This is a genomic window from Nocardia sp. NPDC019323 (genome assembly GCF_044389845.1).
Taxonomy (GTDB): domain Bacteria; phylum Actinomycetota; class Actinomycetes; order Mycobacteriales; family Mycobacteriaceae; genus Nocardia; species Nocardia implantans.
Genome location: NZ_JBIRYN010000003.1, coordinates 577,574 through 603,365 on the forward strand (window position 1 = coordinate 577,574; position 25,792 = coordinate 603,365).

The 25,792-nt window shown below is 69.1% G+C and carries 24 protein-coding genes, 1 tRNA gene and 2 pseudogenes; 13 read left to right on the forward strand and 14 right to left on the reverse strand.

Annotated features, from left to right (window positions below; translation table 11 throughout):
- Nucleotides 1–117: 117 nt before the first annotated feature.
- Nucleotides 118–960 carry a methyltransferase domain-containing protein gene (locus ACH49X_RS15635; protein ID WP_323123893.1) on the reverse strand — a complete coding sequence of 281 codons (843 nt, stop codon included), beginning with the start codon at nucleotides 958–960 and terminating at the stop codon, nucleotides 118–120.
- 319 nt (nucleotides 961–1,279) lie between these two features.
- Here ACH49X_RS15635 and ACH49X_RS15640 point away from each other — a divergent pair, with 319 nt between their 5' ends.
- Complete coding sequence (locus ACH49X_RS15640) at nucleotides 1,280–2,098, forward strand: class I SAM-dependent methyltransferase (protein WP_195077716.1); 819 nt, start codon at nucleotides 1,280–1,282, stop codon at nucleotides 2,096–2,098.
- Nucleotides 2,099–2,154: 56 nt separating this feature from the next.
- Here the strand turns inward: ACH49X_RS15640 and ACH49X_RS15645 are convergent, their stop codons facing one another.
- From ACH49X_RS15645 to ACH49X_RS15675, 7 genes are all read right to left on the reverse strand, one after another.
- The gene (locus ACH49X_RS15645) at nucleotides 2,155–2,466 is read right to left on the reverse strand and encodes a DUF3303 domain-containing protein (RefSeq protein ID WP_195077717.1); all 312 of its coding nucleotides are present in this window, start codon (nucleotides 2,464–2,466) and stop codon (nucleotides 2,155–2,157) included.
- A gap of 222 nt (nucleotides 2,467–2,688) precedes the next feature.
- Complete coding sequence (locus ACH49X_RS15650) at nucleotides 2,689–3,318, reverse strand: hypothetical protein (protein ID WP_357205285.1); 630 nt, start codon at nucleotides 3,316–3,318, stop codon at nucleotides 2,689–2,691.
- A gap of 243 nt (nucleotides 3,319–3,561) precedes the next feature.
- Nucleotides 3,562–4,134 carry a GNAT family N-acetyltransferase gene (locus tag ACH49X_RS15655; protein WP_357205287.1) on the reverse strand — a complete coding sequence of 191 codons (573 nt, stop codon included), beginning with the start codon at nucleotides 4,132–4,134 and terminating at the stop codon, nucleotides 3,562–3,564.
- A gap of 57 nt (nucleotides 4,135–4,191) precedes the next feature.
- Nucleotides 4,192–4,266 (reverse strand) — tRNA-Val (locus tag ACH49X_RS15660).
- A gap of 17 nt (nucleotides 4,267–4,283) precedes the next feature.
- The gene (locus ACH49X_RS15665; RefSeq protein ID WP_067800944.1) at nucleotides 4,284–4,748 is read right to left on the reverse strand and encodes a peroxiredoxin; all 465 of its coding nucleotides are present in this window, start codon (nucleotides 4,746–4,748) and stop codon (nucleotides 4,284–4,286) included.
- A gap of 77 nt (nucleotides 4,749–4,825) precedes the next feature.
- The gene (locus ACH49X_RS15670; protein ID WP_039796889.1) at nucleotides 4,826–5,248 is read right to left on the reverse strand and encodes a DUF3052 domain-containing protein; all 423 of its coding nucleotides are present in this window, start codon (nucleotides 5,246–5,248) and stop codon (nucleotides 4,826–4,828) included.
- 126 nt (nucleotides 5,249–5,374) lie between these two features.
- Nucleotides 5,375–5,932 carry a hypothetical protein gene (locus tag ACH49X_RS15675; RefSeq protein WP_195077720.1) on the reverse strand — a complete coding sequence of 186 codons (558 nt, stop codon included), beginning with the start codon at nucleotides 5,930–5,932 and terminating at the stop codon, nucleotides 5,375–5,377.
- Between the two features lie 214 nt (nucleotides 5,933–6,146).
- Here ACH49X_RS15675 and aceE point away from each other — a divergent pair, with 214 nt between their 5' ends.
- The 7 genes from aceE (at nucleotide 6,147) to ACH49X_RS15710 (ending at nucleotide 15,413) form a co-directional block, all read left to right on the forward strand.
- Nucleotides 6,147–9,062 (forward strand): pyruvate dehydrogenase (acetyl-transferring), homodimeric type, encoded by a 2,916-nt coding sequence (aceE, locus tag ACH49X_RS15680; RefSeq protein WP_397070030.1) that lies wholly within the window; start codon nucleotides 6,147–6,149, stop codon nucleotides 9,060–9,062.
- An 11-nt stretch (nucleotides 9,063–9,073) separates the two neighbouring features.
- A complete protein-coding gene (locus tag ACH49X_RS15685) occupies nucleotides 9,074–10,408 on the forward strand; it encodes a helix-turn-helix domain-containing protein (protein ID WP_323123891.1) in 1,335 nt (444 codons plus the stop codon).
- A gap of 128 nt (nucleotides 10,409–10,536) precedes the next feature.
- Nucleotides 10,537–11,451: an ACP S-malonyltransferase gene (locus tag ACH49X_RS15690; RefSeq protein WP_357108904.1), complete on the forward strand. Its 915-nt coding sequence runs from the start codon at nucleotides 10,537–10,539 to the stop codon at nucleotides 11,449–11,451.
- A gap of 122 nt (nucleotides 11,452–11,573) precedes the next feature.
- Nucleotides 11,574–11,876 carry a meromycolate extension acyl carrier protein AcpM gene (gene acpM / locus ACH49X_RS15695; protein WP_039796877.1) on the forward strand — a complete coding sequence of 101 codons (303 nt, stop codon included), beginning with the start codon at nucleotides 11,574–11,576 and terminating at the stop codon, nucleotides 11,874–11,876.
- Between the two features lie 10 nt (nucleotides 11,877–11,886).
- Nucleotides 11,887–13,137, forward strand: a complete 1,251-nt coding sequence (locus ACH49X_RS15700) for a KasA/KasB family beta-ketoacyl-ACP synthase (RefSeq protein WP_357205289.1) — start codon at nucleotides 11,887–11,889, stop codon at nucleotides 13,135–13,137.
- Between the two features lie 122 nt (nucleotides 13,138–13,259).
- Nucleotides 13,260–14,693 carry an acyl-CoA carboxylase subunit beta gene (locus ACH49X_RS15705; protein WP_195077723.1) on the forward strand — a complete coding sequence of 478 codons (1,434 nt, stop codon included), beginning with the start codon at nucleotides 13,260–13,262 and terminating at the stop codon, nucleotides 14,691–14,693.
- 234 nt (nucleotides 14,694–14,927) lie between these two features.
- A complete protein-coding gene (locus ACH49X_RS15710) occupies nucleotides 14,928–15,413 on the forward strand; it encodes a helix-turn-helix domain-containing protein (RefSeq protein ID WP_357108909.1) in 486 nt (161 codons plus the stop codon).
- Nucleotides 15,414–15,433: 20 nt separating this feature from the next.
- On the opposite strand, the gene ACH49X_RS15715 is transcribed toward ACH49X_RS15710, so the two are convergent.
- On the reverse strand, nucleotides 15,434–16,120 hold the full coding sequence (locus tag ACH49X_RS15715; RefSeq protein ID WP_195077725.1) for a nitroreductase: 687 nt from the start codon (nucleotides 16,118–16,120) through the stop codon (nucleotides 15,434–15,436).
- A gap of 182 nt (nucleotides 16,121–16,302) precedes the next feature.
- Between ACH49X_RS15715 and ACH49X_RS15720 the strand changes: the two genes are divergently transcribed.
- Nucleotides 16,303–18,243 (forward strand): Eco57I restriction-modification methylase domain-containing protein, encoded by a 1,941-nt coding sequence (locus tag ACH49X_RS15720; RefSeq protein ID WP_397070035.1) that lies wholly within the window; start codon nucleotides 16,303–16,305, stop codon nucleotides 18,241–18,243.
- Here the strand turns inward: ACH49X_RS15720 and ACH49X_RS15725 are convergent.
- Nucleotides 18,166–18,912: pseudogene (locus ACH49X_RS15725) on the reverse strand (TetR/AcrR family transcriptional regulator); the annotation flags it as partial. The gene ACH49X_RS15720 and the pseudogene ACH49X_RS15725 sit on opposite strands and share 78 nt — an antisense overlap.
- Here ACH49X_RS15725 and ACH49X_RS15730 point away from each other — a divergent pair.
- Together ACH49X_RS15730 and ACH49X_RS15735 are read left to right on the forward strand one after the other, a co-directional pair.
- Nucleotides 18,911–19,723 (forward strand): SDR family NAD(P)-dependent oxidoreductase, encoded by an 813-nt coding sequence (locus ACH49X_RS15730; RefSeq protein ID WP_357205294.1) that lies wholly within the window; start codon nucleotides 18,911–18,913, stop codon nucleotides 19,721–19,723. The pseudogene ACH49X_RS15725 and the gene ACH49X_RS15730 overlap by 2 nt on opposite strands.
- Nucleotides 19,724–19,830: 107 nt before the next feature.
- A complete protein-coding gene (locus ACH49X_RS15735) occupies nucleotides 19,831–20,826 on the forward strand; it encodes a GAF domain-containing protein (protein ID WP_357205297.1) in 996 nt (331 codons plus the stop codon).
- Between the two features lie 24 nt (nucleotides 20,827–20,850).
- Here the strand turns inward: ACH49X_RS15735 and ACH49X_RS15740 are convergent, their stop codons facing one another.
- The 3 genes and pseudogenes from ACH49X_RS15740 to ACH49X_RS15750 all read right to left on the reverse strand — a co-directional run.
- A complete protein-coding gene (locus tag ACH49X_RS15740; protein WP_039803648.1) occupies nucleotides 20,851–21,036 on the reverse strand; it encodes a hypothetical protein in 186 nt (61 codons plus the stop codon).
- A 167-nt stretch (nucleotides 21,037–21,203) separates the two neighbouring features.
- Complete coding sequence (locus ACH49X_RS15745; protein WP_357108917.1) at nucleotides 21,204–21,719, reverse strand: gamma carbonic anhydrase family protein; 516 nt, start codon at nucleotides 21,717–21,719, stop codon at nucleotides 21,204–21,206.
- Nucleotides 21,720–21,809: 90 nt separating this feature from the next.
- Nucleotides 21,810–22,724, reverse strand: a pseudogene (locus ACH49X_RS15750) (GlxA family transcriptional regulator); the annotation flags it as partial.
- A gap of 71 nt (nucleotides 22,725–22,795) precedes the next feature.
- On the opposite strand from ACH49X_RS15750, the gene ACH49X_RS15755 reads away from it, so the two are divergent.
- The gene (locus tag ACH49X_RS15755; protein WP_195077730.1) at nucleotides 22,796–23,563 is read left to right on the forward strand and encodes an MBL fold metallo-hydrolase; all 768 of its coding nucleotides are present in this window, start codon (nucleotides 22,796–22,798) and stop codon (nucleotides 23,561–23,563) included.
- A gap of 130 nt (nucleotides 23,564–23,693) precedes the next feature.
- Nucleotides 23,694–24,803: an alanine dehydrogenase gene (gene ald / locus ACH49X_RS15760; RefSeq protein ID WP_195077731.1), complete on the forward strand. Its 1,110-nt coding sequence runs from the start codon at nucleotides 23,694–23,696 to the stop codon at nucleotides 24,801–24,803.
- Here ald and sigJ read toward each other — a convergent pair whose 3' ends face one another.
- On the reverse strand, nucleotides 24,804–25,754 hold the full coding sequence (gene sigJ / locus ACH49X_RS15765) for an RNA polymerase sigma factor SigJ (protein WP_195077732.1): 951 nt from the start codon (nucleotides 25,752–25,754) through the stop codon (nucleotides 24,804–24,806). It lies immediately after the preceding gene.
- Nucleotides 25,755–25,792 lie beyond the last annotated feature (38 nt).

Genomic DNA, 25,792 nt, shown 5'->3' on the forward strand with positions numbered 1-25,792 from the left:
CGTGCTCGGCGCCGACACGGCTAGGCGTAACGCGACGATGACCGTTGGCGCCGCTCCGGCGATCGTCGTGAGCGGACTCGTCCCGCTTTGTCGCGTCGTCGTTTCGCGGCAGTCGCGTCAACGGGCTCGGTGACCGAGCACGGCGAACATGGTGACCGACAGGTGGTAGTCGCCTTCGGCGATGCCTGCCTCCATGGTGGCCAGCAGGTCTCGTCCTTCCTGCTCGGTGATCGCGCCGCTGGTGCTCGCGGACGCGATCATCTGAGTGAACAAGGGACGGGCGGTTTCCGGGTTCCAGATCACCGCCTCCGATCCCATGTCGTCGATGGTGAAACCGGCGGCGGTGAGCAGGCCGCGAAGGTGGCGGCCCGACGCGGGGTTGGGGGTGGTCTCGAGCATCGCCTTCGTCAGACGGGTGACCACCTCGGGGTCGCCGGGATGGGCGATCACGGTGTGCCAGTCGGTGTCGATGAGCAGTACGCGACCGCCCGGTCGCAGCACGCGGGTGATCTCGGCGGTGGCGGCCGCCGGGTCGTCGAGGTGCTGGTAGACCCGTTCACAGCGCACCGCGTCGAAGTAGCCGTCCGGGAACGGCAGGTGATACGCGGTGCCCTCGACGAAACGGGCGGGGGAGTCCGCCGTCTCGGCGCGCCCACGGGCGATGGCGAGCATCGCGGGGTTCGGGTCGACCCCGACCGCCTCCCCGCCGGGCCCGACCCGGCCCGCCAATTCGATCACCTCGGTGCCCGTCCCGGCCCCGATATCCAGTGCGCGTTCGCCCGGCTGGACGTCCAGCACTTCGTGCCCCCATGCCCGCATTCTCCGGATACCCGGCAGCGCCGCTTGGAGATCGAGGATGCCGACCAGCACGGCCATCGGGTCGTCGGCATCAGCCTGTGATGTATCCGGAATCGCGCTTTCGTGAAAAGACGGGAGGGGCGGCGCGGACTCGCTCGGCATATCACGACACTAACCCCGCGCCACCACTGACGACAGCACCCCGCCCCGGCTCCCGCCCCGCATCCGCGCGAGTGGCACATGGCTGCGGCGAAACGCGAGAAGCCCCCACGATGGTGTGCCACTCGCGAAGCTGGTGAGAACTCCGGGGCAGCGCGCCCGGGTACCGTTTGCCGCGAGCTTTGCCGGGTAGACATCTGGGCGGCCGGCTTGCGCGCAGCCGCGAGGCGGAGGGACGGCTCTCGGCGCGGACGGGGCAGGCCGGAACGAATTCGATGGCTTTCGGCGGCATCCACCGACCCGACCACCAAGGGAGCGTCAGATGACCGAGCCTGGATCAGCGGACCTGAAGCGGCGGCATCGCGCGATGTGGGCGCTGGGCGACTATTCGTCCATCGCCACCGAAGTCATCCCCGGACTGGGCCGGCGTCTGGTCGAGGTCTGCGGGATCGGTCCGGGGCAGCGGGTGCTGGACATCGCGGCCGGATCCGGGAATGCCGCCATCCCCGCGGCCGAGGCCGGTGCGGACGTCGTGGCCAGCGACCTCACGCCGGAGCTGTTCGAGGCCGGGCGGCGTATCGCCGCCGCGCGGGGAGTCGAGCTGCGGTGGCAGGAGGCCGACGCCGAGGCGTTGCCTTACGCCGATGCGGAGTTCGACGCCGTGGTCTCGTGCGTCGGCATCATGTTCGCGCCGTTCCATCAGGCGGCGGCGGACGAACTGGTGCGCGTGACCAAGCCCGGCGGCACCATCGGGTTGATCAACTGGACGCCCGACGGATTCATCGGGCAGATGTTCGCCACCATGAAGCCGTTCGCTCCGCCGCCCCCGCCCGGCGCACAGCCACCGCCGCTGTGGGGCGACGAGGCGCACGTGCGGTCGCTGTTGGGCGATCGTGTCGCCGGACTGGAGCTGCGACGTGAAAAGGCCGTCATCGACCGCTTCGCCGACGCGGCCGAGTTCCGTGATTTCTTCAAGTCCTACTACGGCCCGACGGTCGCGGTGTACAAGGCCATCGGTGCGGAGCCCGACCGCGTCGCGCAACTGGATCGGGCACTCGTCGATCTCGCCGCCCGGCACGACGCGGGCAGCGGGCGGATGGAGTGGGAATACCTCCTTATCACCGGACGTCGCTCGGATTGAGCAGCGCCGACCGCACTTCGTCGGCGTGCACGACGTCAGTATGAGTCCGATCGAATTCAGGCGATCGACGCCCTGAACTCCGCGCCTTCCTGGACTCCCTGCGCGGCTTCGGCAATATCGACGACGGGGTAGATCTGGTAGTCCGCGAAAAAGGCGAACTTATTGGGAGCGTCCGCCAAGTCCGCCGCATTGTCGGTCTCCACCACCGCGAACCCACCGCTGCCGTCGAGTCTGCCGACGAGCTGGTGGTAGGTCGTGGTGGTGAGCGGTTTCCAATTCGCGAACACATCCAAGGCGCGCCGGATACTCGCCTCGTTCTCCGGTGCGGAGCCGGTCCATCGGTAAGTCCACGAAACCACGTACTTCATTTCATCCTCCCTTGGATACCGCGAGCTGAATGGGTATCTCGTCCTCAGGGTTTCCCCGCACGTGGACACCACCTACTTTGCTCGGGGGAGGCTCGAGAGGATATCAACCCTCGGGCCGGAATCTTTCGACTCCAGCGCTCGGGCACTGCGAGGGGAGGCCATGACCCTGCATACGATGACGACGTTCCGGCAAAGCCCGGTGAGAGCGTCGAGCGCGGCGATTCAGGAAACCGGGCGGGCAGGGCGATGGCGTGCGGGATCATACTGCTCGAAATACGACTCGCCCACGGCGAACATTCCGCGTTGCGGTAGCCAGAAGTCGCCCAATCTGGCCTGCTCGGCCAGAGGTCCCGGCGGGCCGATATCTGTTCCGTCGATCCGGGCCGTGCTGTCCTCCACGGTCCACAGCATTCGGGGATTGGCCAGGAACCATTGACCATTCGGGGAAGTGCCGCTGAGACGCACCCGCCCGAGACCGAGCGCCGGACCCGCCACCCGCGACATGAGCGCCAAGACGGCGGGACGCCGCCATAAAGCGGCGGGCATCATGCGACCGAGGCCGGTCATCGCGGCGGTAGCCACCGACCGTCCCAGCTCCAGATCCCACTCGATCCGGTCGCCCACCCGCACGGTGAACGCGGCGGGCCCCGTCCAATCCACCGAGATGTCCTCTACTCGCGCGTCCTCGAGTGCTGACCCGAAGTAGCGGGCGCAGCTGGTCGCCGGGGAAACACTGCTGTAGATCACCCATTTTTCCTCGGGATCTCGATGCCACACCGCGTCGTATCCCGCGCCGACCGAACTGGCGGGAAAATGCCGCAGGGCCAAGTAGTGACCGCTGACGAAAGGCATTCCCATCACTCCGTAGCCGGAAAATCGCTCATCCTCCGCACCCGGCGGGAGTGTTTTGTCGATGGCGGCAATTGATCGTGGACTGTCGGTCATCACCGACCTCCTGGAGGAGTGGTTTCCGTACCGAGCATTTTACGTCCGCCGCATAGAGGGGCCGGTGCGACTCGATACGCGGCCGGTAGTGGGCGCAGTAACACGCGAGTAAGGCAAGTTCCGCGATGCGAAGTGTGGGGTCCGTGTGCTTCATGGTCGCGCAGTCGCCTGTTCGGCGCAGCGGGGCGACCGTCGGACATGGACGACGGTGTCGACCCAATACCGCCGTGCCGGACCGAGCTGGGTGTCCACGATCCGCTCGAGCACGCCGCCCTGGCGTTCGATGGTCTTCGCCGAGGCGACGTTGTCGGCCGCGCAGACGATCAGCACCCGGTCCATGCCCAGCTTCCCGGCCTCGTCGAGCATCCGGCCGAGCGCCCAACAGGCCAGTCCGCGCCTGCGCGCGGAGGGCCGGATGCCGTAGCCGATATGACCGGCCCACCGCACGAAGTCGTCGAACCCGTGCCGCAGCGCGATCCCGCCGACCACCCGCTCGCCCTCGATGATCCACCGATAGGTGCACCGCACCCGGCCGGTCCCGGCCCATGCCTCACTCGATTCGCCGGCCAACCGGTCCACCCAGGCCGCGAAACCGGCGGGCGAACGCACCTCGTCGTACGGCCGCAACCCGAAACCATCCTCATGCGGACCGGGACCCCACTCCCGATGCGCCTCGAGCCAGGCCGCATGCAGACGTGTCGTCGGAGCGATCAACGCGGGCATATCGCGACGATACCGATCCGGCCGCCCAGGACCAGGGCGAAAGACGAGCCTTTCCTGTGGTGGGCGCAGAGGGGATCGAACCCCCGACCGCTGGTGTGTAAAACCAGAGCTCTACCGCTGAGCTATACGCCCGTGCCGTTACCGGCGGCTTATGAATCTAGCGCGGCGAGCGCTTTCTCCCAAGCTGCCTGGTCACGGGGTTCGCCGGGGCCGTTCATCTCGGCGAAGCGGATGTAGCCCTCGCGGTCGACGACGAAGGTGCCGCGGTTGGGGTAGCCCGATTTCTCGTTGAAGACGCCGTAGGCCTGGGCGACCGCCCCGTGCGGCCAGAAGTCCGACAGCAGCGGGAAGGTGTAGCCCTGTTCGGCGGCCCAGATCTTGTGGGTGGGCGGCGGGCCAACCGAGATCGCGAGGATCTCCGCGTTGTCGTTCTGGAACTTGGGCAGTTCGTCGCGCACCTTGCACAGCTCGCCCTGGCAGATGCCGGTGAAGGCGAGCGGGTAGAACACGATCAGGACGTTCTTCTTCCCCCGGTAGTCCGACAGGCTGACTTCCTGGTTGTTCTGGTCCTTCAGCGTGAAATCCGGCGCGACAGTGCCAACCTCGAGCGGCATAGCGAATCCTCCATCGTGTCGGGTCTCCACCGGGCGGGCGTGCGGCGCCGCCCTGGTGGAAACCATAGCGCGGTGGCTCAGCGCTGCTTCGAGGGTGCCTTGGGCTGCACGAGTCGGCTGCCGGTCCACGAGCCGAGGCTGATCGCCGAGGTCTGCGTGAGACCGGCGGTCGGTGCGGATTCGGCGATTTCACTCGGCTCGACATGGCCGGGTTGCCCGGTCTTGGGCGTGAGCACCCAGACGAAACCGTCGTCGGCGAGCGGGGCGATGGCGTCCATCAGAGCGTCGACCAGATCCCCGTCCCCGTCGCGCCACCACAGCAGCACGACATCGATCACCTCGTCGGAGTCCTCGTCGACGAGTTCACCGCCGATCGCGTCCTCGACATCGGCCCTCAGATCGTCGTCGACGTCCTCGTCCCAGCCCAATTCCTGGACAACCAAGCCGTGTGAAATGCCAAGCTTCTGAGCGTAGTTCTGCGCGTCCGCCGCGGCGACCACGGTGGTGTCCTCCTCAACTCCCGACAGTAGATAGTTGCAAGCGAACATGGTTATGGGCTTCAGCGCAAGCCGATCGGGCGAAATAGGTACCGAATGTCGCGTTGCGATGGTGTGTCAAGGGCCTTCTCAGCGCTTCGGGCACGAGTCGCGCACGGCGTTGCGCGCGTCGTTGACCCGCTTGCTGGCGTCGTTGAGCGCCGCGACCGGGGCGGTGTAGGTCATCTTGCGGGTCTCGGCGGCCAGCGCGCGGGCGGCGTTGACATATTCGGTGAACAGGGCCGCCAGATCCGGGGGTAGCGCGTCCTTCGCGGAACTCACGCCGCTTTCCACCTTGTTGGCGGCGTCCTCGAGGGTCTGCACCGCCGAGTCGCGTTTGGCGACGTAGTCCGGCGCGTTCGAATCGTGCGCGTCGACGAACTCGTTGTATCTGCCGACGCCGGCGCCGGTGATGGTGGGGAACTGGCCGCAATTGTCGGAGATGGCCTTGGCCTGGGCCGCCGCGCGCCGGGAAGAGGTCGCCGCCGCCGACGATGACGCCGCCTCGGTCTTGTATGCCGCCAGATCGCTCGTGTTCGGACCCGCCACGCCTTCCACCCGGTTGGCGCACCCCGCGACGACCACTCCGACGGCGACCGCGCCGGTGGCGCACACCATTCCGAACCCGCGTGGGTTCAGCAGCTTCATCGTCCTCCCGCTCCTCAGGGCTGCCACGCTCGACATGCTCACCTTGCCTGTCGAACGGTACTGGATTTCCGGCTGACATGATGATTTGGGACGCGCCATCGGCAAGGATGGATGGTGCGCCCGAACCTTTCGTTTACGGGCGGTCCGCCAACCAGCGAACCCGCCCGGGGATACCGACGCCATCAGCATGTCCACCCCTGTACGAGGAGCAGATTTGACCGACCTGATCCACTCTTCCGCACCGGCGAAATCCGCCGGTACCAGCTCCGCTCCCGCGCCCGCAGCGAGCCGTGATCCGAATGGGTCGCACGCGCCGCAGCCGGCCGGACGGGTGCGGGTGATCCGCGAAGGGGTGGCGTCCTACCTACCGGACATCGACCCGGAGGAAACCAGCGAATGGCTAGAGTCGTTCGACGAGATGCTCGACCGGGAGGGCCCCGGCCGTGCGCGTTACCTCATGCTCCGTCTTCTGGAGCGGGCCGGTGAACGTCGGGTCGCCATCCCGTCGCTGACCTCCACCGACTACGTCAACACCATTCCCACCGAGAACGAGCCGTGGTTCCCCGGCGACGAGGAGGTGGAGCGCCGCTTCCGCGCCTGGATCCGCTGGAACGCCGCGATCATGGTGCATCGCGCCCAGCGCCCCGGCATCGGCGTCGGCGGCCACATCTCGACCTACGCGTCCTCGGCGGCGCTCTACGAGGTCGGCTTCAACCACTTCTTCCGCGGCAAGGACCACCCCGGCGGCGGCGACTCGATCTTCATCCAGGGCCACGCCTCGCCGGGCATCTACGCCCGCGCGTTCCTGGAGGGCAGGCTGTCGACCGATCAGCTCGACGGTTTCCGCCAGGAGTACAGCAACGGCGGCCCCGGCCACGGCCTGCCGTCCTACCCGCATCCGCGGTTGCTGAACAACTTCTGGGAGTTCCCCACGGTGTCCATGGGTCTCGGCCCGATGAACGCCATCTACCAGGCGCGGTTCAATCACTACCTGCACGATCGCGGCATCAAGGACACCTCCGATCAGCACGTCTGGGCGTTCCTCGGCGACGGCGAGATGGACGAGCCGGAGTCGCGCGGTCTCGCGCACGTCGCGGCCATGGAGGGTCTGGACAACCTGACCTTCGTGGTGAACTGCAACCTGCAGCGCCTGGACGGCCCTGTACGCGGCAACGGCAAGATCATCCAGGAGCTGGAGTCGTTCTTCCGCGGCGCGGGCTGGAACGTCATCAAGGTGATCTGGGGCCGGGAGTGGGACGCGCTGCTGGGCGCCGACCGCGACGGCGCGCTGGTGAACCTGATGAACAGCACCCCCGACGGTGACTACCAGACCTACAAGGCCAACGACGGCGCGTACGTCCGCGACCACTTCTTCGGCCGCGACCCGCGCACCAAGGCGCTGGTGCAGGATCTGTCCGACCAGGAGATCTGGAACCTCAAGCGCGGCGGCCACGACTACCGCAAGGTGTACGCCGCCTACGCGGCCGCGATGGCGCACAAGGGCCAGCCGACGGTGATCCTGGCCAAGACCATCAAGGGCTACACCCTGGGCAAGCACTTCGAGGGCCGCAACGCCACGCACCAGATGAAGAAGCTGACCCTGCAGGACCTCAAGGACTTCCGCGACCTGCAGCGCATCCCGATCAGCGACGCCGAGCTGGAGAAGGATCCCTACCTGCCGCCGTACTACCACCCCGGTATGGAGGCCCGCGAGATCCAGTACATGCTCGACCGGCGCAAGGCGCTCGGCGGGTTCCTGCCCGAGCGGCGCGCCGCGGCCAAGCCGCTGAAGCTGCCCGGCGACGAGGCCTACCGCTCGGTGCGCAAGGGGTCGGGCAAGCAGAACGTCGCCACCACGATGGCGCTGGTGCGGCTGATGAAGGAGCTGCTGCGAGACAAGGAGATCGGCAAGCGGATCGTCCCGATCATCCCCGACGAGGCCCGCACCTTCGGTATGGACTCGTGGTTCCCTTCGTTGAAGATCTACAACCGCAATGGGCAGTTGTACACCTCCGTCGACGCGGAATTGATGCTTGCCTACAAAGAGAGCGCCGTCGGGCAGATCCTGCACGAGGGCATCAACGAGGCCGGGTCGACGGCGTCGTTCACCGCGGCGGGCACCTCCTACGCCACGCACGGCGAGCCGATGATCCCGCTGTACATCTTCTACTCGATGTTCGGCTTCCAGCGCACCGGCGACGGACTGTGGGCGGCCGCCGATCAGCTCGCCCGCGGCTTCGTGCTCGGCGCGACCGCAGGACGCACCACGCTGACCGGTGAGGGCCTGCAGCACAACGACGGGCACTCGCTGCTGCTGGCCTCGACCAACCCGGCCGTGGTGACCTACGACCCGGCGTTCGCGTTCGAGATCGCCCACATCGTGCGCGACGGCCTGCGCCGCATGTACGGCGGCGGCACCCCGCCGCAGGGCTCGGCACCGCTGCCGGGCACCCACCCGCACGGCGATCCCGGCGAGTTCGGCGGCGAGGACATCTTCTACTACATCACCCTCTACAACGAGCCCTACCCGCAGCCCGCCGAGCCGGAAGACCTCGACGTCGCCGGTCTGCTCAAGGGCATCTACCTGTACCAGCGCGGAGGCGAGGGCGACGTGCGCGCCCAGATCCTGGTCTCCGGCGTCACCGTGCCGGACGGCCTGCGCGCGCAGGCGCTGCTCGCGCAGGAGTGGGGCGTGCAGGCGGACGTGTGGTCGGTGACCTCGTGGGGCGAGCTCCGCAAGGAGGCGCTGGACAAGGAGATCGCCGCGCTGCGCGACCCGGGCGCCGAGCCGGGGGTTCCGTACGTCACCGAGGCCCTGTCGCGGGTCGAAGGTCCGTACGTGGCCGCGACCGACTGGATGCGGGCGGTGCCCGACCAGGTCCGCAAGTGGGTGCCCGGTGACTTCACCACGCTCGGCACGGACGGTTTCGGCTTCTCCGACACCCGCCCGGCCGCGCGGCGGGTGTTCAACGTCGACGCGCAGTCCATCGTGGTGGCCGCGCTGGCCGGGCTCGGCCGCACCGGCAAGCTCGACCCGGCGAAGGCCGCGGAGGCGGCGGCGAAGTACGGCATCGCCGACGTGGACGCCGCGCCGAAGGCGGCGGTGAGTTCGGACGAAGACCTCGCATAGCGGAATATTGGATGGTGGACCGTAAACCGCCGCGGCCGCGACGGATCTCCGAGGGCTCTTCCGAGCACGAGGTGTATCTGCCGACGGGCGCGCTCTCCCCGAACCGGCAGACCCGCGACCCTCTTCCGGACACGCTGCTCAAACGCGTGAAGCAGTTCTCCGGCCGCCTCTCCACCGAGGCGGTGGGGTCGATGCAGGATCGGTTGCCGTTCTTCGCCGATCTGGACGCCGCGCAGCGCGCCGGCGTGCAGATGCTGGTGCAGACCGCGGTGGTGAACTTCCTGGAATGGCTCCAGGACCCCGACAGCGACATCCGGTTCAGCCTGGACGCCTTCCAGGTGATCCCGCAGGATCTGGCGCGGCGGCTGACGCTGCGCCAGACCGTGGACATGGTCCGCGTCGCCATGGAGTTCTTCGAGCAGTGGCTGCCCGCGCTGGCGCGCAACGACCGGCAGCTGGTCGCGCTGACCGAGGCGGTGCTGCGGTACGGGCGTGAGCTCGGCTTCGCCGCCGCCTCGGTGTACGCCAGCGCCGCCGAGTCGCGCGGCGCGTGGGACACCCGGTTGGAGGCGCTCGTCGTCGACGCCGTGGTGCGCGGCGACACCGGCCCGGACATGCTCTCCCGGGCCGCCACGCTGAACTGGGACGCCACCGCACCGGCGACGGTGCTGGTGGGCACGCCGCCCGGCGAGCAGGGCGTCTCGTCGGTGGGGGCGGTGCATTCCATCGCGGCGCGGCACGGGCGGGCCGCGCTCGCGGTGGTGCAGGGCACTAGGCTGGTGATGGTGGTCTCCGGGCATCTGGGCGAGACCGCGCATATCTCCCCGTTCCTGGCCGACCTGCTCGCCGAGGTGTTCTCCGACGGCCCGGTGGTGATCGGGCCGACCACCCGCACGCTGGGCGCGGCCCACGCCAGCGCGGTGGAAGCGCTGGCCGGGATGGAGGCCGTGGTGGGCTGGCGCGGGGCGCCGCGACCGGTGCATGCGGCGGAATTGCTGCCGGAACGCGCTTTGTTGGGTGATCGAGCTGCGATCGACGCGCTGAACGAGTACCTTGTCCTACCGTTGGCCGCGGCGGGGTCGTCGCTGGCGGACACCCTCGATGCCTATCTGGATTGCGGTGGTGCGGTCGAGACGTGTGCGCGTCAGCTGTACGTCCATCCAAATACGGTGCGGTACCGCCTCAAGCGAATCGCCGAGATCACCGGCCGTGATCCGATGAACCCACGAGACGCTTATGTGCTCAGGATCGCCGCAACAGTGGGTCGTTTGACACGAACCCGTAACGAATCGTCATCTCCTGCCCCAGAGGTCACTTCGATCGCGTTGGGTCCCGACGGCTTGTAACGCGCCGAGGGAATCGGTCGATTCGGACAGCCCACGTGGTCTTTTGTGGAACCCCCACAAAAGCGCTTCCGAACCTTCATCCGCGTCGACATCTCGTGCGGCCCGCCTCACAGTGTTTTCTTAGAGGCGTGATCGCGTTGTTCGCCCCTGGACAGGGCTCTCAGACACCCGGCATGCTCGCGCCTTGGCTCGACCTTCCCGGCGCGAACGAGCGCCTCACGCTGTGGTCCAAGGCTTCGGGCCTGGACCTGGTCCGTCTCGGCACCACCGCGACGGCCGAGGAGATCACCGACACCGCCGTGACCCAGCCGTTGGTGGTCGCCGCCGCGCTGCTGGCGTTCGCGGAGATCTCGCCCGAGGAGCTTCCCGCCGCTACCATCGTTGCCGGGCACTCGGTCGGTGAACTCGCCGCCGCCGCGGTCGCCGGAGTCATCTCCGCCGACGACGCGGTCCGGCTGGCCGCGATCCGCGGAGCGGAGATGGCCAAGGCGTGCGCACTGGAGCCGACCGGTATGTCCGCGGTGCTCGGCGGCGACGAGGCCGCCGTGCTCGAACGGCTCACCGAACTCGACCTCGTTCCGGCCAACCGCAACGCGGTGGGTCAGATCGTGGCGGCGGGCCGGTTGGACGCTCTGGCCGAGCTCGCCGCGAACCCTCCGGAGAAGGCCAGGGTTCGGGCGCTGCCCGTCGCTGGCGCGTTCCACACGGCGTTCATGGCTCCGGCGCAGGATGCTGTGACCGAAGCCATAACGAAGATCACGCCGAACGAGCCGACAAGGACCTTGCTCTCGAACTTCGACGGCAAGCCGGTCGCGTCCGGACAGGACGCGATCGACAAGCTCGCCGCGCAGGTCACCCGGCCTGTTCGCTGGGATCTGTGCACCGAGACCGTCCGGCGGGCCGGCGTCGCGGCGGTGGCGGAGCTTCCGCCGGCGGGCACCCTCGTCGGCATCGCCAAAAGGGAACTGAAGGGCACGCCCACGCTGGCCCTGAAGACCCCGCAAGACCTCCCCGCGTTGGCTGAGCTGACCGTCTCCGGCTAGCTTTCCTGCGCGACCATGCATCGCACGATGCGAGGTCGTGACCGAGAGGCGGTAACTATTACCGCGCTCGATCCGAAAAAAACCAGTAGAGCCCTACAAAGTATCAAGAAGGGAGCCACGAAGTGGCCGCTCTGACCCAGGAACAAATCGTCGAGGAACTCGGCAAGATCATCGAAGAGGTGACCGGCATCGAGCCCTCCGAGGTGACGATCGAGAAGTCCTTCGTCGATGACCTGGACATCGACTCGCTGTCCATGGTCGAGATCGCGGTTCAGACCGAGGACAAGTACGGCGTGAAGATCCCCGACGAGGATCTGGCCAGCCTGAAGACGGTCGGCGACGCCGTCAACTACATCCAGAAGCTCGAGGCCGAGAACGCTGAGGCGGCGGCCGAGCTCAAGGCCAAGTTCGACAACGCCGAGTAGGGCCGAAACTGTGACCACTCCTTCCACCTTGAACGGGAACTTCCCCCACGTCGTCGTAACCAGCCTTGCGGCGACCACGTCGATCGCGGGTGACGTCGATGCGACGTGGAAGGGACTCCTCAACGGCGAGAGCGGCATCGACGTTCTCGAGGATTCCTTCGTCGAGGAATACGATCTTCCGGTCCGCATCGGCGGTCACCTGAAGGTCCGGCCCGACACCCTGCTGTCTCGTGTCGAATGTCGGCGCATGGCCTACGTCGAGCAGCTCGCGACCGTGCTCGGTCGCGAGGTCTGGCGCAACGCGGGCAGCCCGGAAGTCGACCCGGAGCGGCTGGGTGTGGCCATCGGCACCGGATTGGGAGGCGGCGACGCCCTCATCGATTCCGTGGACAAGCTGAAGAACGGCGGCTACCGCAAGATCTCGCCGTTGGCTGTGCAGATGGTCATGCCGAACGGCCCTTCGGCCGTTGTCGGCCTCGAATTGAAGGCCAGGGCAGGAGTGGTCACTCCGGTCTCGGCATGCTCGTCCGGCTCCGAGGCCATCGCCAACGCCTGGCGGATGATCGTCATGGGTGACGCGGACATCGTCGTCACCGGTGGCGTCGAGGGCTTCATCGACGCGGTGCCGATCGCGGCGTTCACCATGATGCGCGCCATGAGCACCCGCAACGACGACCCGAAGGGCGCCTCGCGTCCGTTCGACAAGGATCGCGACGGTTTCGTCTTCGGCGAGGCGGGCGCGCTGATGGTCATCGAGACCGAGGAGCACGCGAAGGCTCGCGGCGCGACCATCCACGCGCGTCTGCTCGGCGCGGGCATCACCTCCGACGGCTTCCACCTCGTCGCCCCCGATCCGACGGGTGACGGCGCCGCGCGGGCGATGACCAGGGCGATGCAGTCCGCGGGTCTGACCAAGAAGGACATCACGCACATCAACGCGCACGCGACCGCGACGCCGATCGGCGACACCGCCGAGGCGAACGCGATCAACAAGGCCGTCGGCACGCACGCCTCGGTGTACGCGCCCAAGTCGGCGCTCGGCCACTCGATCGGCGCCGTCGGCGCCCTGGAGTCCGTGCTGACCGTGCTGTCCATCCGCGACGGCATCGTTCCGCCGACGCTCAACCTGGAGAACCAGGATCCGGAGATCGATCTCGACGTGGTGAAGGGCGAAGCCCGCCGCCAGGAGATCGAGTACGCGATCAACAACTCCTTCGGATTCGGTGGGCACAACGTGGCGCTCGCCTTCGGTCGGGCATAGCCGCGCGATCGACTGCACAACGATTCCGGCGGGGCCGGCCATCTCGATTGGCTCGGCCCCGCCGTGTTTCGACATACGCAGCCGCGGCAGCGGCACGCTCTTTGAAATGAGGAGACAACGCGATGACAATCATCGCTCCCGCGTTGCACCAGGAGACGGCGACCGACCCGCGCGATCCGCTCGGCCGGCTCCAGCGCTTCTTCGATCCGGGCACCATTCTTCCGCTCCACCCGCGTGACAAGTCCGGCGTGCTCGCCGCCATCGGCGAGGTGGACGGCGTCCGCACCGTCGCCTACTGCTCCGACGCCACCGTCATGGGCGGCGCGATGGGCGTGGAGGGCTGCAAGCACATCGTCGACGCGATCGACACCGCCATCGACTCCGGTGTCCCCGTGGTCGGCCTGTGGCACTCCGGTGGCGCTCGCCTTGCCGAGGGTGTCGAGGCGCTGCACGCGGTCGGCCAGGTCTTCGAGGCCATGGTCCGCGCGTCCGGCCTGGTCCCGCAGATCTCCGTGGTGCTCGGCTTCGCGGCGGGCGGCGCCGCCTACGGCCCGGCGCTGACCGACATCGTGATCATGGCTCCGGAGGGCCGCGTCTTCGTGACCGGCCCGGACGTGGTGCGCAGCGTGACCGGCGAGCAGGTCGACATGGCCACTCTCGGCGGGCCGGAGACGCACGGTAAGAAGTCCGGCGTCACCCACATCGTGGCCGACGACGAGTCCGACGCGCTGCACCGCGCGCGCAGGCTGGTGTCGATGTTCGCCGAGCAGGGCGAATTCGATCTGGTCGCGGCCGAGCACGGCGACGTGGACCTGAAGGCCATGCTGCCGGAGTCGGCCAAGCGCGCCTACGACGTCAAGCCGATCATCAACGAGCTGCTCGACAACGTCGACGGCGAGTCGTCGTTCGAGGAATTGCAGGGCGGGTACGCCCGCAGCATCGTCACCGGTCTCGGTCGCCTCGGCGGCCGCACCGTCGGCGTGCTGGCGAACAACCCCATTCGGCTGGGCGGCTGCCTGAACTCCGAGAGCGCGGAGAAGGCGGCGCGCTTCGTGCGGCTGTGCGACGCGTTCGGTATTCCGCTGATCGTGATCACCGACGTTCCGGGGTACCTGCCCGGCGTCGGCCAGGAGTGGGAAGGCGTCGTGCGGCGCGGCGCGAAGCTGCTGCACGCGTTCGCCGAGGCGCGCGTTCCGCGGGTCACGCTGGTCACCAGGAAGATCTACGGCGGCGCCTACATCGCGATGAACGCCCGCTCGCTCGGCGCGACGGCGGTCTACGCGTGGCCGGGTTCGGAGGTGGCCGTCATGGGCGCCAAGGCCGCGGTCGGCATCCTGCACAAGAAGGCTCTCGCGGCCGCGCCGGAGGAGGAGCGCGAAGCGCTGCACGAGCGGCTCACCGCCGAGCACGAGCGCATCGCGGGCGGTGTGGAGCGCGCCATGGCCATCGGCGTCGTCGACCAGGTCATCGACCCGGCGAAGACCCGCAGCATCATCGCCGCCGCGCTGGCGGCGGCCCCGGCCCGCGCCAGCCACCACAAGAACATTCCGCTCTGAACTACGCGCTGAAGCGGGCCCGGCACACCTTGGGTTCACGCGGTCGTCGCAACGCTCTCGAATCGGGAGATTGCGGCGACCGTGTCGGTTTGCGGGGCCGGCTTCGCGTTCGGCGACTTCGTATCCCGGCGGCGGTGTGGACTCGATGGTTTTGGGGTGTCGCACGCAGTCCGAGCGGCGAAATCGTGAGGTCTCACGGGGCGGGAGCGGCTCGATGGTCGGTAGCATCGGGAGGTGCGCTACGAAGAACTGGCCGATGTGCCGTGCTCGATCACGCGCCCGCTCGTGATCTTCGGTGACCGCTGGACGTTGCTGATTCTCAAGTCGTGCTTCTCCGGCATCCGTCGGTTCAACGCGTTCCAGAGCGCACTCGGTATCTCGCGCAGCAGATTGCAGGATCGTCTGGACCGGCTGATCGAGCACGGCATCCTCGTCAAGCAGAAGGCCGCCGTCGGCGCGCACGAGGAGTACCGCCTCACCCCCAAAGGCCACGACATCTACCCGATTCTGCTGGCCATCCGCGATTGGGGCGACACCTATATGGCCCCCGAAGGCCCCCCGGTGCGGTACAACCATCACGATTGCACGGGCGAGGCGCACGTCCGGCTCGAATGCGATTCGTGCGGAAGCGAACTCACCGCGCGCGATGTCACCCCGGTGCCGGGCCCCGGCTTGCTGGGCGTCACCGGCGCCGAGGCGACCGCGGGCAGCGCGCGCTAGCGGCGGGCGCGCCCTCGGGGTCAGTCGGCGAACCAGGTGGTGACTTCGTCGGCGTCGGCCCTGGTGGTGCGAAAGCCGTTGACCGGATGATCGAGGTCCGGATATCCGAACGAGATTCCGGCGACGACCTTGCGCTGCTCCGGGATGCCGAAGTACTCGCGGAGGAAGGGGGAGTAGGAGGCCAGTGCCGCCTGCGGCGCCGCGCCGAGCCCGAGGCTCTGCGCGCCCAACAGAAAACTGCCGATGTACAGGCCGCAGTCCACCGCCCCGTAGACGCCTAGATCGGCTTCGGTGGTCACGATCGCCACATGCGGGGCGTCGAAGAGTTCGAAATTCCGGACGGCCTGCCGCATGGTCTTCTCGTGATCGCCTTTGGCGATGCCGACGCTGTCGTACAGCTGCTTTCCGCACTCGCGCCTGCGGTCCCGATAGACGCCGGTGTACTGGGCGGGGAACTCGAAATCGGGCGCCGGTGTCGCCGTCGCGATGTGTTCGAGCAGTTCCTTCCGGAAGCGATCGGTTCCGGAGCCCTCCGTCACCACGACCTGCCAAGGCTGGGTGTTGCACCATGACGGCGTCCGCTGGGCCAGCCGCAACAGGGCGCGGATGGTGTCGCGCTCGACGGGCTGGGAGCGGAATTGCCTGCAGGTCCATCGGTCGTCGAGCACTCGGGCCAGCGTCGTGAAGTCGTCGGTCGTCACGGTCATTCCCCCGCCTCCTTTGGCAGTCTTATTTCGAGACCGAACGCTAGCATCGAATGCCGTGGCGCGAAAGCCGGGCGGATCCGCCGTCGCCGGAACGGGGCGAGTCGAGCGCGACGCGCGCGGTCGCGCAAAAGTGTTGCCCGCGTTGCGGCAACGGGCGCGGTCGCAGCAGGCAGAATCCCGATATGGCGTCCGAAGCTCCCGCCGCGCGGGACCGCAAACGGCACGGCAGGCATTACACGCCGCCCGTGCTGGCCCGGTTCCTCGCGCAACGGCTGCTGCGCCATGCCGAGCCGTCGGCCGCCGGCGTCCTGCGCGTGCTCGATCCGGCCTGCGGCGACGGCGAATTGCTGTTCGCCGTGCACCGTGAGGTGGCCGCCCGGTTTCCCGGCATCCGTCTGGTGTTGATCGGCTACGACCTGGACGCCCGCGCGCTCGCGATCGCCCGTAAGCGCGCCCGCGCGGCGGGGATCGCCGTGCACTGGCGCGAGGCGGACTTCCTCGCGGTCGAGGCGCGGCTCGCCGACGGCTCGTTCGACGCGGTGATCACCAACCCGCCGTATGTGCGAACCCAGCAGTTGGGTGGGCCGACCGCGCAGTTGCTGAGCAAACGATTCGGTCTGCGCGGGCGGATCGACCTGACCCACCCGTTCGTCGCGACGCTGCCCCGGCTGCTGGCCGCGGGAGGTGTGCTCGGCCTGCTGTGCGCCAACCGGTTCCTGACCACCAAGGCGGGCGCGAACATCCGGCGGCTGTTGCTGACCGATCTGGCTCCGGTCGAGCTGTACGACCTGGGAGACACCAAACTGTTCACCGCCGCTGTACTGCCCGCGATCACCATCGCGCGCCGCGAAAACCACGGCGAGGGCTGCCGCTATGCCTCCGCCTACGAGGTCACCGGCGAAACACCCGGTGCGAAGACGCTGTTCGAGGCGCTGCTCGACCCGGGCGGTTCGATCGTCCAGTACAACGGCCGTACCTTCGCCGTCGAGGTCGGCAGGTTGGCGACCGAGTGCGGGCCGCCCGCGGACGCCGGAGCCGGTCGTGGTCGCGAGGAGAGTCCTGGCGCCGCGCCGGAACGCACGGTGGGACGAAGGATTTCCCGGGGCGTGGCGCGGGAGCCGGAGACCGCGTGGCGAATGTCGCACGACGCGATCGATGCGTGGCTGGCGCGGATAGCGGGGGCGACCTGGCGCAGCTTCGGTGAGCTGGCGCGCATCCGGGTCGGCATCAAGACGACCGCCGACCACGTGTTCATCTCCGACCGCTGGGCACAGGCCGACCCGTGTCCCGAGCCCGAACTGCTGCTCGACCTGATCACCCATCACGATCTGGCACCGTGGCGAGCCACCCGCGCCCGCGACGTGCGCGTGCTGTATCCCTACGACCTGGCCCGTGCCCGCCGCACGCCGATCGATCTCGGCCGGTACCCAGGCGCGGCCGCGTATCTGCGGTCGCATCGCGCGACGCTGGCCGGGCGTCGCTATGTCGTCGACAGCGGTCGCGCCTGGTACGAGATCTGGGTTCCGCAGCGCCCGCACCTGTGGCGGCAGCCGAAGCTGGTCTTCCCGGACATCAGCGATCGGCCGCGTTTCGCGCTGGACAGTTCGGGCGCGGTGGTCAACGGCGACTGCTACTGGATCTCGCTGCCCGATCTGGCCGGTGCGCCCGCCGAGGCGACGCGCTTGGCCTATCTGCTGATGGGCGTGGCCAACTCGGCGCTCGGATTGCGGTTCTACGACGTGGTCTGCGGCAATCGGCTGTACTCGGGCAGGCGGCGGTGGATCACCCAGTACGTGTCCCGGCTGCCGGTGCCCGATCCGGCGACGGCCCGGTCGGCGCGCGTGATCGATCTGGTGCGCGAGTTCGTGGAGGGCCGGGCGGCGGACCCGGTGGCGCGGGCCGAGCTGGACGAGCGGGTGGCCGCGGCGTTCGGCGTCGGATCAGGCGCTGACCTGGACGCCGACCATCGGCAGCAGTGTGCGCCGGGCGAACTCGCGGGCCGCGTCCCGATCGCTGACCGGGATCAGGCCGTCGGGGGTGAGGGCCAGCGACAGCGCCAGCCGGGCCATGATCTCGGCGACCAGGTCGGCGTCGAAGTCGTGCGTGCCACCGGCATCCCGTAGCTCGCGCAGCTTCTCGGCCAGGTAGTCGCGGCCGACGGCGAGGATCGGGCCCGCCTCGGTGGTGAGCCGGGGCAGGATCAGGTCGGGCTCGGTGCGCAGCAGCCTGCGCAGCAGTTCGTTGCCCGCGATGGCGCTGATGAACGCGACGAAGATCTCGACCAGCTGATCGTCGTTGCCCGAGACGGTGTGCACCTGCTTCTCGATCGCCGCGACGAAGCGCTGCGCCTCCCGGACGCTGACCGCCTCGACCAGGTCGTTCTTGGATTCGTAGCGCCGGTACAGGGTGGCGGGGCTGATGCCGGCGCGGCGGGCGATCTCGCCCATGCTGGTCCGCTTGATGCCGAAGTCCAAGAAGGCCGACAGCGCGCTTTCCAGGAGCTTTTCGCCGTCGGCGACCGGCTTCTCGAGGATGCGCTGCAACATGGGCGAGATGGTTGGCATCGGATCTCCAGTAGGTTCGGCGCGGTCGCCGGGCGGTGGCCGGTGGGCGCGGCATCGCGACGGGTGACGGACGGGGAAGTCCATTATTTCATTGGGTGGGCGCGGCGTGACCCGGCATCGGCCGTCGGCGCGGTGACACGGAGTGGGTCGCGTGTCCAAAATCGGGGGGCTAGCCTGTGGTCGGCGTCCGGCCGTGCCTTCGGCCGGCGCGGAAAGGGGTTGAGCCATGGGGTATTTCGCGAACCGCGTGGTAGCGGTCACCGGCGCGGGCGCTGGAATCGGCCGGGCGTTGGCGGTGGCGCTGGCGGGTGCGGGGGCCTCGCTGGCGCTGTCGGACAAGTCGGCGCAGGCCGTGGCCGAGACGGGGGAGTTGTGCGCGGCCGTCGGCCGCGAGCCGTCGGTGAGCACGGTGGACGTCACCGATCGCGCGGCGGTGTTCGCGTACGCGGAGCGGACCGTCGCGCGATTCGGGCGGGTCGAGGCGCTGTTCAACAACGCGGGCATCCTGCACGTCGGCAGTGTGCTGGAGTCGCCGTTCGGTGACTTCGAACGGGTGATGGCCGTCGACTTCTGGGGTGTGGTCAACGGGACCAAGGCGTTCCTGCCCCATCTGCTGGCCGCCGAGCGCGCCCACATCGTCAATATGTCTTCGGCGTTCGGACTGGTGGCCGTCGCGCGGCACGCGCCGTACAACGCGGCGAAGTTCGCCGTGCGCGGCTTCACCGAGTCGCTGCGGCAGGACATGCGGGCGGCGGGCGGCTCGGTGCGGGTCACCGGGGTGTATCCCGGCGGCGTGCTCACCGGCATCGCCCGGTCGGCGAGCGTCGCGCCGGGCGTCGACGCGGCAGAGGTGGTGCGCCGATTCGAGGGGCACGTGGCCAGGACCAGCCCGGCCGCTGCGGCGCGGACCATCCTGCGCGGCGTCGCGCGCGGCGAGGCGAAGGTGCTGGTCGGCATCGACGCCGTCGCTGTGGACCTGGTCACACGAATCGCGGGGTCGTGCCACGAGAAGGTGCTGGACATGGTATTCCGTTCCTGACCGCACGCGGGTGGCGCGGTCGGCGACGGGGAGAGCGAAATGACAACCGGCCGAACATATTCCGAGTTACGGCGACTTGCCGATGATGGCGCGCTGGGGTGCCTGTTGTGACGAAATGGCTTTTGCTCGAGTGCTTTTCGGGTGAGCCGGGGTGCGTGATCGCGGTGGGTTCCACGCCGAAGTCGTTCGTGCCGCTGGGCAATATCGTGCGCAATCCGCTGTCGCGGGCCGACGCGGAGGCGGCGTTGCGGCGGGCATGCGCCACCGGTGCGCCGGTCGCGCACGTCTCCGGTGACGGGCGGCGCACGGTGCGGGCCGAGCCGTTGCTCATCGCGCCCGGGCGGGCGCATGCCGTACGACTGTGGGTCGGTCCCCGGCAGGAGCCGGTCGCCGCGCCCGACCCGATGGGGGCGTGGTACTTCGATCTCACGAACAACCGGTCGGTGCGCAGCATCGACCTGCTGGACCTGTACGGCGTCGCGCCGCAGAACCGCGCCGCCGAACTGGCCATCGCGGGCGCGTTCACCCGGTTGGTCACCAACCGCGACGAGAGTGAGGCGCTGGCCAAGATCGTCAATTCCGCGCCCGGCACCGAACATCAGGCGGTCTGGACCATCCGGCGCGACGACGACGCCCTGCGCGCCGGGCATTTCGCCTGCCGGATCGTCGCCGAGCCGGATGACGCGGGCGAGCGGCGCGTGCTGCTGCGCGGCGTGACCCAGGACATCGGCGCGGCCACGGCCGTCTCCGCCGCTCCGCCGCCGACGATCCTCGAGTACACGGTGCTGGAGGCCGCCACCGAGCCCGGTGAGTACCGCGCGATCGTGGACCTGCGCTCGTTGCGGCTGATCCGGTGGATCGGGCCGCCCATGCCCGACGTCGCCTGGGCGGATCTGCCGGGACAGCCGAGACCGCAGATTCATCCGGAAGATCTGGCGACCGCGAAGGCCATGTCGCGGGACCTGGCGCGGCGGCGCACCGAGGGAACGGTGCGCCTGCGCCAGGTGGACGGCGGCTGGCAACCGGTACGAATACGAGCCGCGTTGATGGCGCTGGATCAGCACACCACGGCCGGACTCGCCACGCTCACCGCGGAAACGTGACCCGCGGTGAGCGTAGCGGCGAAGTCATTGGCGCGGCAGATCCAGCTCGGCCATTTCCTTCTCGATCGCATTCGCGGCGAAATCGACACCGCGAGAACGTAATTCATGAACCCGGCGCTGGAGCGCCTCGACTCCGCCGGGTTGGGCCGCGATGTCGGCGACGCTGATCCGGCCCTTGGGCCCGTGCACACCCGACTGCACGTACGACACCGTGATACCTCCTGCCTGCACGCTCGCCCACCCACCGACCCGGGTGGGTTCCCCACTGCGCTACAAGTCGCACGACGACCGTGTCGACAGGAGAGCCCGGGTCGCCGGGCACGCTGGCTGAATGCTATCAGCGATCTTTATTGGACACTTGATCAGTGTGTCCTGTTTCACACCTCATTCGCCGTGCGATGTTGGGCTGTATTTGCTAGGTAGACAGTCGCATTCAGGCGAATGCGATCTTGCTCCTCGGCGCCGAGTTCGCGCCGCACCTTGCCGGGCACGCCCGCCACGAGCGAGCCGGGCGGAATCCGCGCGCCTTCCGGGATCAGCGCGTTGGCCGCGATCAGGCTGCCCGGCCCGACCACGGCGCCGTTGAGGATGGTGGCGCCCATGCCGACCAGCACGTCGTCGCCGATGGTGCACCCGTGCAGGATCGCGTTGTGCCCGACCGAGACACCCGTCCCGACGGTCAGCGGGAAGCCCGGGTCGGCGTGCAGCACGCAGCCGTCCTGGATATTGCTGCGCGCGCCGACCTCGATGGTCTCCAGGTCGCCGCGCAGCACCGCGCTGTACCAGACGCTGACTTCGGCATCGAGCCGCACGCGGCCGATCACGGTGGCGTTCGGCGCGATCCACGCGCTCTCATCGATCTCCGGCGCATGTTCGCCCAGCTGAATCCGCATGGCCACGAACTTAGCTGGCCTGGCTGTCCGGGTCGCCATGGCCCGCGGGGCGGCAGGCCGGTGCTGCCCCTGGAAGCTGGCGCGGTGGGCGGCGGGACTGGTGCCGAGGATGCGGTGGAAGTGGTGGCGCAAGCTCACCGCCGTGCCGAAGCCGGTGTCGGCGGCGATGCGTTCCACGGTGTCGGCGGTGGATTCGAGCAGCAGGCGCGCGCGGTCGGTGCGCTGGAGCAGCAGCCACTGCTGGGGGCTGGTGCCGGTGCGGTCGCGAAAGCGGCGGGTGAACGTGCGCCGGGACATGAGCGCCACGCGGGCCCAGCGGTCCAGCTCGAGCGGGTCGCCGAGATTCGCGCGCGCCCAGACCATGGCGCGCTCGATCGGATCGTCGTCGGCGGCGTCGGGCACCGCGACGGGAATGTACTGCGCCTGGGAGCCGCTGCGATGCGGGGCGGTGACCAGTGCCCTGGCCAACTCGGTGGCCGCTTTGCTGCCGAGATCGCCGCGGACCAGATGCAGGCAGCAGTCCAGCGCCGCGGCCACCCCGGCGGAGGTCACGACGTCGCCCAGATCCGACCACAGCGTGTCGGCGCGGACCCGGACCGCGGGGAACGCGCGGGCGAGTTCCGCCGCGGAGGCCCAGTGGGTGGTGACCTCGCGACCGTCGGCCAGGCCGGTGGCGGCCACCGCCCAGGAACCGAGGCACAGCCCGACGATTCTCGCGCCGCGCGCGTGGGCGGCGCGCACGGCGGCGCGCACGTCGGCGGGCAGCGGTTCGCCGAGTGGCCAACTCGGGATCACGACGGTGTCGGCGCGGGTCAGCGTCTCCAGGTCGTGCTGGACGTGGATGTCGAATCCGGCGGGGGTGCGCAGTCTTCCGGGGCGCTCGGCGCACACGTCCACGCGGTAAGGCGCCGGCCCCTCCACGCCGACCCGGCCGAAGACGAGGCTGGGCACGGACAGATGGAAGGGGCTTATCCCGTCGAAAGCGAGGACGGCCACCGTACGCATGGCCCGATCTTAACGGTAAGCGGCTCGCGGGCCACTGTCTCCGGACTTACGGGCAAGACAAGATCAACGGCATGAGCAACACGATCGAACGCACCGGCCTGGAACTCCTGCATGTCGGCGGCCCCACGGTGTGGTTCCGCTACGCGGGCCGCACCTGGCTGACCGACCCCACCTTCGACGAACCCGGCGACTATCCCGGCCCCGTCACGCTGCACAAACTCACCGGGCCCGCGGTATCGCAGGAGGACATCGGCCCCGTGGACGTGGTGCTGCTCTCGCACGACGAACACGCCGACAACCTCGACGACTCCGGCCGGAAGTTGCTGACCACGGTGCCGACCGTGCTGTCCACACCCGGTGCCGCGACCCGCATCGACGGCGTGCGCGGGCTGGCCGAATGGGAGACGGTGACGGTGCACGGCGTGCGGGTGACCGCCGTGCCGGCCCTGCACGGCCCCGAGGGCTGCGAGCCGTTCAGCGGAGTCGTCACCGGGTTCGTGCTGCGCGCCGAAGGCGAGCCGACGGTGTACGTCTCGGGCGACAACGCGTCGGTCGAGCTGGTGCGCCGTATCGCCGAGCGGATCGGCCGCATCGATATCGCGGTGCTCAATGTGGGCGCCGCGAACATCGGCCGTTTCGGCGACACCGACGTCACCCTGAACGCGCGCACCGCGCTGCAGGCGGCAGAAGCGCTCGGTGACGCGCTGATCGTGCCGGTGCACGCCGAAGGCTGGGCGCACTTCAGCGAGACGCTCGACTATCTGGGCCACGTCTTCCGCTACGGCGGCCGCGCCGAGCAGTTGCGCGTTCCGCCGCTGGGGCGCACCACCACCGTGTGAGCCGGCCCGCCCGCGTCCAGCTGGACAACGTGCCGAGAAACTCGCCCACGGCACGGGGTCAGGATGGTCGCCGTGCGCGTCCGGCGCGTCGGTCGTGGCGCGGACCCCGGCCCGGGGCGACGATGACGGTATGAGGATCGGAGTACCACGGGAGGTCAAGGAGCAAGAGTTCCGGGTAGCCCTGACGCCTGCGGGCGCGGGGGAACTGACCGGGCACGGACACGAGGTGCTGGTGCAGGCGGGCGCCGGGGCCGGATCGGGATTCCCCGACGCCGCCTACGCCGCGGTGGGAGCCCGCCTGATTCCCGACGCCGACCAGGTGTGGCGGGAAGCCGAACTGGTGTTGAAGGTGAAGGAGCCGATCGCGCAGGAGTACCCGCGGATGCGCCGGGGGCAGGTGCTGTTCACCTTCCTGCACCTGGCCGCGTCACGCGAATGCACCGACGCCGTGCTGCGCTCGGGCATCACGGCCATCGCCTACGAGATGGTGCGCGCGGCCGACGGATCGTTGCCCCTGCTGGCTCCGATGAGCGAGATCGCGGGCAAGCTCGGCGCGCAGGTCGGCGCGTATCACCTGATGGCTCCGCTCGGCGGCGCCGGACTGCTGCCGGGCGGCGTCCCCGGCGTGCGTCCGGCGGAGGTCGTGGTGCTCGGCGGCGGCGTCGCGGGGTCGAACGCGGCCGCGGTCGCCGTCGGCATGGGCGCGCGCGTCAGCGTGCTGGACACCAACCTGAACCGGTTGCGGGAACTGGACGCCCGTTTCGACGGGCGGATCGTCACCGTCGCCTCGAACGCCGCCGAGGTCCGGCGCGCGGTGCTGTCGGCCGATCTGGTGATCGGCGCGGTGCTGGTTCCCGGCGCACGCGCGCCGGAGCTGGTCTCCGACGAACTCGTCGGCGATATGCGCCCGGGCGCGGTGCTGGTGGACATCTCCATCGACCAGGGTGGCTGTTTCGCCTCGGCGCGTCCGACGACGCACGCGAATCCGACCTACCGGGTGGCGGATTCGTTGTTCTACTGCGTCGCCAACATGCCGGGGGCGGTGCCGCACACCTCGACGATCGCGCTCACCAACGCGACCCTGCCCTACGTGCGGGCGATTGCCGAACTCGGCTGGCAGGAGGCATGCGCCAGGCGCCCCGATCTCGCGCACGGGCTCACCGCGGACGCCGGGCGGCTGCTCTCGGCGGAAGTAGCGGCCGCGCACGGGTATTCGCGGCCGCTCGGCGTCGCGGGCTGACTACTCCCGCTCGGCGCGGCGTCCGCCGATGTACCAGTCGGGCTCGCCGGTGGTCGGCAGGTCACGCAGCTTGTCGGGGTTGCGCACCACGTCGATCGCGACGATACGACCGGCGTCGACGGTGAAGGAGAACACCCCCGTGTGGGTGCCGTCGAAGACCACCAGTCCGGGCTGGCCGTTGACCAGCACGGTGCGGCCCCAGCCGCCCGCCACTTGGTACCAGCCGAGCAGCAACTTGGCCACGAGCTCGGCGCCGTGCACGGGCTGGCGGATCGCGGGCACCTTGCCGCCGCCGTCGGCGGTGAGGCTCACGTTCGCGTCCAGGACGCCGAGCAGGGCGCTGAGATCGCCGGAACGCCAGGCCAGTGCGAAGGCCGACACCACCTTCTTCTGCTCGTCGGGGGAAGCGGGGAAGCGCGGAGTGCCCTGCTCGACGTGTTTGCGTGCCCGGGAGGCCAGTTGGCGGACGGCGGCCGGGGTGCGGCCGACCACTTCGGCGACCTCGGGGCCGCTCATGCCGAAGACGTCCTGCAGCACGAACGCGGTGCGCTCTGCGGGCGACAGCGACTCGAGCACGACCAGCAGCGCGGTGGTGACCCGTTCGTCCTGGGTGATCCGGTCGGCGGGGTCCTCCCAGCTGGTCACCTCCGGCTCCGGCAGCCATTCGCCCACGTACTGTTCGCGGCGCACCCGGGCGGAGCCGAGGTGGTCGAGGGCGAGCCGGCCGGTGACGGTGGACAGCCATGCCCGCAGGTTGTCGATCTCACCGGCGGCGCCGGTCTCGTACTGGCGCTGCAACCGCAGCCACGCCTCCTGCACGACGTCGTCGGCGTCGCTCAGACTGCCCAAGGTGCTGTAGGCGAGCCTGCGCAGATACGGGCGGTGTTCCTCGAAACGCCGAGCCAGCTCGGCCTGGTCGAGATGCTCGGGGGAAGGCTGCTCGGAAGTCACTGCTGTTCGCCGTTCGTCGTTCGGGCCCCCGCCGGGGC